Source organism: Shewanella electrica (genome assembly GCF_022321485.1).
Taxonomy (GTDB): domain Bacteria; phylum Pseudomonadota; class Gammaproteobacteria; order Enterobacterales; family Shewanellaceae; genus Shewanella; species Shewanella electrica.
Map to the genome: position 1 here is coordinate 1 of NZ_JAKOGG010000679.1, position 243 is coordinate 243.

Consider the following 243-nt stretch of genomic DNA (forward strand, 5'->3'; position numbering starts at 1 on the left):
GGGTGCAGGACGCTCTCGCGGCAGGCCGGGCTGCGCGCTCCGTCGAGATCGACGAATCCGCGGAGAAGCTGCTGCGCTCCTTCAACCTGCTCACCTCCAAGCCCATTCTCTACCTCGCGAATGTGGCGGAGTCGGATCTTCCGGACGCGGAGACGGCGTATGTGCGCGCACTTCGCGAAGCCGTGACAGAGAGCGGAGAGCTGGCCGAGGTCATCCCGATCTCGAGCAAGATCGAATCGGAGC

Annotated in this window: 1 pseudogene; it reads left to right on the forward strand. The window is 65.0% G+C overall.

Going from position 1 to position 243, the window contains the following annotated elements:
• A pseudogene (gene ychF, locus L9G74_RS21790) lies at positions 1–243 on the forward strand (redox-regulated ATPase YchF); the annotation flags it as partial.